The sequence below is a fragment of the Ligilactobacillus acidipiscis DSM 15836 genome (assembly GCF_001435755.1).
GTDB lineage: Bacteria > Bacillota > Bacilli > Lactobacillales > Lactobacillaceae > Ligilactobacillus > Ligilactobacillus acidipiscis.
This window is the reverse complement of sequence record NZ_AZFI01000124.1, coordinates 1-6,359: the sequence shown is the minus strand read 5'-3', so window position 1 is coordinate 6,359 and position 6,359 is coordinate 1. Positions and strand designations below refer to the sequence as shown.

5 protein-coding genes are annotated in these 6,359 nt (G+C 39.4%); all 5 read left to right on the top strand.

What is annotated here, in order from left to right; all coding sequences use genetic code 11:
- The first annotated feature begins 226 nt into the window (after window positions 1-226).
- The 5 genes from FC65_RS08095 to FC65_RS08075 all read left to right on the top strand — a co-directional run bounded on the left by FC65_RS08095 (window position 227) and on the right by FC65_RS08075 (window position 6,270).
- On the top strand, window positions 227-1,087 hold the full coding sequence (locus FC65_RS08095) for an FAD synthetase family protein (protein ID WP_056972262.1): 861 nt from the start codon (window positions 227-229) through the stop codon (window positions 1,085-1,087).
- Between the two features lie 71 nt (window positions 1,088-1,158).
- Complete coding sequence (locus FC65_RS08090) at window positions 1,159-2,052, top strand: LysR family transcriptional regulator (protein WP_056972260.1); 894 nt, start codon at window positions 1,159-1,161, stop codon at window positions 2,050-2,052.
- 421 nt (window positions 2,053-2,473) lie between these two features.
- The gene (gene glpK, locus FC65_RS08085; protein ID WP_056972258.1) at window positions 2,474-3,994 is read left to right on the top strand and encodes a glycerol kinase GlpK; all 1,521 of its coding nucleotides are present in this window, start codon (window positions 2,474-2,476) and stop codon (window positions 3,992-3,994) included.
- Window positions 3,995-4,051: 57 nt separating this feature from the next.
- Window positions 4,052-5,809: an FAD-dependent oxidoreductase gene (locus tag FC65_RS08080; RefSeq protein WP_056972256.1), complete on the top strand. Its 1,758-nt coding sequence runs from the start codon at window positions 4,052-4,054 to the stop codon at window positions 5,807-5,809.
- 62 nt (window positions 5,810-5,871) lie between these two features.
- Window positions 5,872-6,270 carry a flavodoxin family protein gene (locus tag FC65_RS08075; protein WP_056972255.1) on the top strand — a complete coding sequence of 133 codons (399 nt, stop codon included), beginning with the start codon at window positions 5,872-5,874 and terminating at the stop codon, window positions 6,268-6,270.
- Window positions 6,271-6,359 lie beyond the last annotated feature (89 nt).

The window sequence follows — 6,359 nt, the reverse complement described above, 5'->3', positions numbered from 1 at the left end:
AAAAATTTACCCACACAAAGTTGACACTATCCTCTTTTTACGGAGAATTGCCAAGCCTACTTTTATGGTGTATTGTTGAGTATATGTGTAACTAAATCGTTTACAATGTGAACTTGAAATAGCCAGTAAATTAATAATTATTGAAGTCTAGTTTTTGATATGAATAGAGTTCAATGAACGCTATATTTGCTGAATTGAGTTAAGAGATTAGAATGGAGGAGAAGTATTGGAGGTTTATTATCTAAAATCGAGCGATTTTAAGCCTAAACTTTTCGCACGACCGATGGTAATGGCATTAGGCTTCTTTGATGGAGTTCATCTTGGACATCAGCAAGTCATCAATACGGCACGTAAATTTGGTCAGGAAAAGAACCTGCCCTTGGCCGTAATGACATTTGATCGCCATTCTTCAATGGTATTTGCTGATCCAAAAAAAGCTTCGTTTCGATATTTAAATACATTACAAGAAAAAATTGATCTGATGAAAAGAGAAAAAGTCGACTATCTTTTTGTAGTTGAATTTTCCCGTGACTTTGCCGCTACGAGTCCAGAAGATTTTGTACAAAGATACTTGATCGACTTGCAAGTTAAAGTAGCCGTTGCGGGTTTTGATTTTACGTTCGGCAAGTATGGTCTGGGTGATATGGAACTATTAAAAAAACTGGGTGAGGCTAACTTTCAAACAGTGACAGTTCCTAAAAAAAATGAACACAACCATAAAATAAGTTCCACTAGGATCCGTAAATTGATTTCTGAAGGAAAAATGGAGGATGCTGTTAGTCTGCTTGGTCATGAATATTTGATCGAAGGGAAATTGTTGCCAGATCGAAAGATCATGATCACCAATAAGTTGCAACAGCTTCCTCCAAAAGGAACATATTTGTGCCAGACCCAGATCGGATCAGAACAATACAATGTGCAAATAGATTTCCCCAAGATAACAGATCAGCCTGCTTGCCAAGTTTTACAGGCAGACTTGCAGCAATTTTCCGAGAATAATTTAGAAAAATATGATGAAGTTAAAATAATTTGGCCTCTTAAAGGAAATATTGATGAGGCGGCTTTAAACAATTCAGTTTTCGGATAAAGAGGGTTGAAAGTAATCGCTTGACCACTGTTAGTCACTGTTTATGTGTTAGTGTAAGGTTGTGAATTAATATGAATTATAACATTTTGCCATTTAAATATTTTGTCGATGTTGTGGAAACACAAGGCTTTACATCCGCAGCAAAAAGAAATTTTATTTCGCAAACCGCTATTAGTAATTCTGTGAAAAACCTAGAACAACAGCTGGATGTTCAGTTGATCGACCGCTCGACTTCTCATTTTTTAGTAACCCCAGCGGGAGAAGTTTTATATCATGATTCAATCAAAATAATCAAAGAATATCAGTCTTTTGCTAACAATTTATCCAACTTGAAACATTCGGGGAACCAGAAAAAGCTATTGAAGATTCGTTATTTACGTGGATTTGGCTATTGGGCAACTGTCCTGGCGAAGAACTTGAAGAAAATGGACCCAACTTTGCAGATCCAAGTGGATACCGAATCGTTTTCTGACAGTATTACGAAACTCGACACTGGTAATTATGATATTTTGGTCAGTTTTTCGACTGCTGTTAGTAAGATCAAGAATATCGATTCTGTGCCGATCGGTAGAGCAAATTTTTGTATCCTAGCTAATAAAGACATTTTCGATGATGAAGGCAAGGTTAAAGCTAAAGTTGTTAAGAAAAAACCGCTTTTTTTGCAGAAGTGGACAGCAACAGACAGCAACGATGTCCAGCAAAAAATTCGCATGATCTTAAAGAAAATGGGTATCAATTATTCAGAGGTAGTTTACTTAGATAGCTTTGATTCTGCCACTGCTAATGTCGAGTTGTCGAAGGGCCTGGCTTTATATCCGCGAGAATTTTCGATCCCTGATTTTTATCCTAATGTCTTGAAATACATTCCAAAATTTCCAGACCTGCAATATGATGTTGTTGCGATCCATAAAAAACCGGAAATTGGCAAATTATTGAATAAGTATTTACAATTTATGGAAGCCTAAGTTAAACATAAAAGGGAAAACCATCCTAAACTATATCAAATGAGATATAAATCAGGATGGGGGTCCCTTTTTTATTTGCTGCTCAAGTAAATAGATTCGTGGTATGTGACGGTTAGCTGGCAAAAGTTTTGCAATCATTATAATTGTGAAAAAAATATCAGCCAGTGATCCTAAATGAACGAAACAAACAAACGTATATTTCTTATTCAGCTTATAAAAATTATAAATATATGTAAAAATAATTGTTAAATAAAGAATTTATTGAAAGCTATAACCTGAAGTTATGAATGAAAACAATTACATGTTACCGTTTTCTAAAAAGAGAATGTACAATAATAATTGTGAAAGAGAATTAAAACTTCTAGCAAAAGATGTCCGGACATCTTTTTATAAGCGCAGGCGTATATGAGGAGGAAACATAATGGCTCAGAAATATTTACTAGCGATCGATGAAGGCACGACAAGTACACGTGCAATAATATTTGATCATGATGGCCAAAAAGTTGCAGAATCTCAAAAAGAGTTTAGACAATATTTTCCCAATCCTGGTTGGGTAGAACATGATGCAAATGAAATTTGGACTTCAGTGCAGTCAACAATTGCAAACGCTTTTATCAACTCGGGCATCAAACCAGATCAAATCGCTGGGATCGGAATTACTAATCAACGTGAAACTACAGTGATCTGGGATAAAAAGACGGGTTTACCAATTTATCACGCAGTCGTTTGGCAATCACGGCAAACGGCTCCATTAGCTAATAAAATAATTGCTGATGGTTATAAGGACATGATCCATGAAAAAACAGGCTTGATCTCTGATGCATATTTCTCCGCTACCAAGATTCGGTGGATCCTTGATCAAGTACCAGGTGCACAAGAACGAGCAGAAAACGGTGAGTTGTTGTTTGGAACGATCGATACGTGGCTTGTTTGGAAACTAACTGGCGGCAAAGCTCATGTTACTGATTATTCTAATGCCAGTCGGACGATGCTTTTCAATATTTTTGACTTGAAGTGGGATCAAGAGATATTAGACTTGTTGCATATTCCAGCTGAGCTGTTGCCTGAAGTTCGTTCCAATTCGGAAGTTTATGGTAATACGATCGATTACCATTTCTATGGCGGTCAGGTCCCGATCTCCGGGATGGCAGGTGACCAGCAAGCGGCATTAGTCGGTCAGTTGGCGTTTGAACCAGGAATGGTCAAGAACACATACGGTACAGGTGCTTTTACGGTAATGAATACCGGGACTAAACCAAAGCTTTCAGCTAATAATTTATTAACAACGATCGCATATGGGATCAATGGTCAAGTCAATTATGCACTTGAAGGTAGTATCTACGTTGCTGGTTCTGCGATCCAGTGGTTGCGCGATCAAATGGAAATGATAGAAACTGCGCCAGATTCAGAACCAGCCGCTAAAGAATCGACCAGCAACAATGAAGTCTTTGTGGTACCAGCCTTTACCGGCTTAGGCGCTCCATACTGGGATTCGGATGTCAGAGGTGCTGTTTTCGGTTTAACTCGAGGCACTTCACGTAATGACTTTATCAAGGCCACTCTGCAATCGTTAGCTTATCAAAGTCGAGATGTTGTGGATACAATGCAAAAGGATACTGGGATAGACATTCCTAAGTTAAAAGTCGATGGTGGTGCAGCTAAGAATGATTATCTCATGCAGTTCCAGGCAGATATTTTAGGCACTGAGATCGATCGGGCGGCCAACCTCGAAACTACAGCCTTAGGTGCAGCATTCTTAGCTGGTTTGAGTATTGGTTTCTGGAATAGTCTCGACGAGATCAAGAAGATCCAGACTGGCGGTAAAGTATTTAAACCAGAAATGAAAACAGCTGAACGCGAAACCTTATATTCGGGTTGGCAATCGGCAGTGGCCGCTGCGCAAACATTCTCATTTGAACCATATTCTCCGGATGAAGACTAATAAAGAATCGGAAATAACTGTTTAGAAAACTCAGCCAATAATAAAGGAGAGAAATTTATGTCATTTTCAATCGAAACAAGAAAACAAGAGATCTCCAAGTTAAAAAACGAACAGCTTGATTTGTTAGTCATCGGCGGTGGTATTACAGGAGCAGGTGTTGCTCTTCAAGCTAGTGCCGCAGGAATGAAGACTGCCTTGATAGATATGCAAGACTTTGGCGCTGGAACTTCCTCACGCTCAACACGTTTAGTTCATGGCGGTATTCGTTATCTTAAGAATTTCGATGTGCAAGTTGTTTCAGATACTGTTAAAGAACGTGCCGTAGTACAGCATATTGCTCCTCATATGACTCAAGCTGATCCAATGTTGTTGCCGATCTATGACGAACCTGGGACGACCTTTACAATGTTTTCTGTTAAAGTTGCAATGGATCTTTATGATCATTTGGCAGGTATCGAAGGTGATTCACCATTAACACGATATGCTAACTATACGATCGATAAAGCTGAAGCATTGAAACGCGAACCGCAATTGAACTCTGAAAATTTGGAAGGCGCGGGCGTTTATTTAGATTACCAAAACAACGACTCCCGTTTGGTAGTTGAAAATATTAAGAAGGCTCATGATGAAGGCGGAATAATGCTCAGCCGGGTCAAGTGTGTTGAGATCTTGCATGATGAAAATGGTAAGGTGAACGGTGCCCGTGTCAAAGACTTATTAACAGACGAAGAATTTGAGATCAAGGCCAATGTTGTGATCAATACTTCTGGTCCATGGTCAGACTTGGTGCGTGGCACAGACGATAAGAGCTCCAAGAAGTCGCAAATGCGTCCGACAAAAGGGGTCCATTTAGTTGTTGACCAGTCACGTTTAAGCGTTCCACAACCAACCTACTTTGGTTCGGGTACGGATGATGGGCGCATGATTTTTACTATCCCACGAGAAGGTAAGACATACTTTGGTACAACTGATACAGATTACGATGGTGATTTGGAAAATCCTAAGGTTGACCAATCTGATGTTGACTACTTGTTGAAGATCATTAACAAGAAATATCCAAGTGCGCATTTAACAATTGATGACGTTGAAGCAAGTTGGGCAGGTATTCGTCCGTTAGTTGCTGCTGAAGACGAAGGAAAAGAAGAGGAAGTTGATGCAGTTTCAGGCGCTAGTGATGCTGGTGATACTTCAGCTCCTTCAGCAGTTTCTCGTGGAAGTTCGTTGAAGATGGCGAATGATGGGTTGATCACATTAGCTGGCGGTAAATTGACCGACTACCGGGTAATGGCTAATGGTGCAATGGATATGATCGTTGCTGCCTTGAAAGATTCATTTGGTGAAAGCTTTGAATTAAAAGATTCAGCACAGATCAAGGTTTCAGGTGGAGATTTTGATTCAGATCATGCAGAAGATGCTTTGGATGAGATCGCTAAAGAAGGCATTAAAGTCGGTTTGGTCAAGGATGAAGCTCATGAAATTGCAAGTTTGTTTGGTTCCAACGCTCATAATATTTTCCAACGCGCAAAGGTTATCCGACCTGCAGAAGGTTTGAGTTTGGGAGAAACTGCTGCTTTAAACTACTCACTTGATGAAGAAATGACATTATCAGCTGTTGATTATCTCATGCGGCGGACTTATCACATTTTATTCAAGAGCGACAAGTTGGATATCGTGGCTCCAGCCGTTATCAAAGAAATGACTAAGTACTTTGACTGGGATGACGATGAAGTAGCTCGTCAAGAAAAAGAATTAGACGACGTTATCCAAGAATCCATGTTGGTAGAACTCAAGCAAGAAGTTAAAGCTGCAAAATAGCTTTTAAATGGAGAGAGAAGCTTGTGGCTGGAAATGTTTATTAAATAAAGGTGGCGAATTAATTGATCGCAGTTAGGTATTGTTCTAAATCAGGTAATACAAAGAAAGTTGCTAAACTTCTAGGCGAAAAATTAGGTGTAGAAGCTTTGTCCGTTGAGGAACCTCTGACGGGGCAGATCGATAAATTATACTTGGGCGGGGCCGTTCACGGTAAGATGTATCCTGAATTAAAAAAATTCGCTCAGGAGCTTGATCCAAGTCAAATTGGTGAAGTATATATGTTTGGAACTTCGGGCGGTGTTTTTTCTATCAAAAAAGAATTGATGTCTGCACTGAAGGAAAGCGGCGTTAGGATCGGTAAAGATGCTATGTTTCTGCATGGATTTGCTCCGAAAATAAAATCAGATCTGAACGATAACCAGCTTGCAGAAGTAGATAAATTTATTGAAGCAACAAAATAAATAATGTGTGCCAACTCCGCAAATAACTCACTATCACCTCATCTTTTGGATGGGGTGATTTTTTAGGTGCGCCCGGCATGGGCAGTAAC

Coding starts and splice junctions, on each gene's coding strand:
- FC65_RS08090 (WP_056972260.1), top strand. CDS start 1,159: ATGAATTATAACATTTTGCCATTTAAATATTTTGTCGATGTTGTGGAA.
- glpK (WP_056972258.1), top strand. CDS start 2,474: ATGGCTCAGAAATATTTACTAGCGATCGATGAAGGCACGACAAGTACA.
- FC65_RS08080 (WP_056972256.1), top strand. CDS start 4,052: ATGTCATTTTCAATCGAAACAAGAAAACAAGAGATCTCCAAGTTAAAA.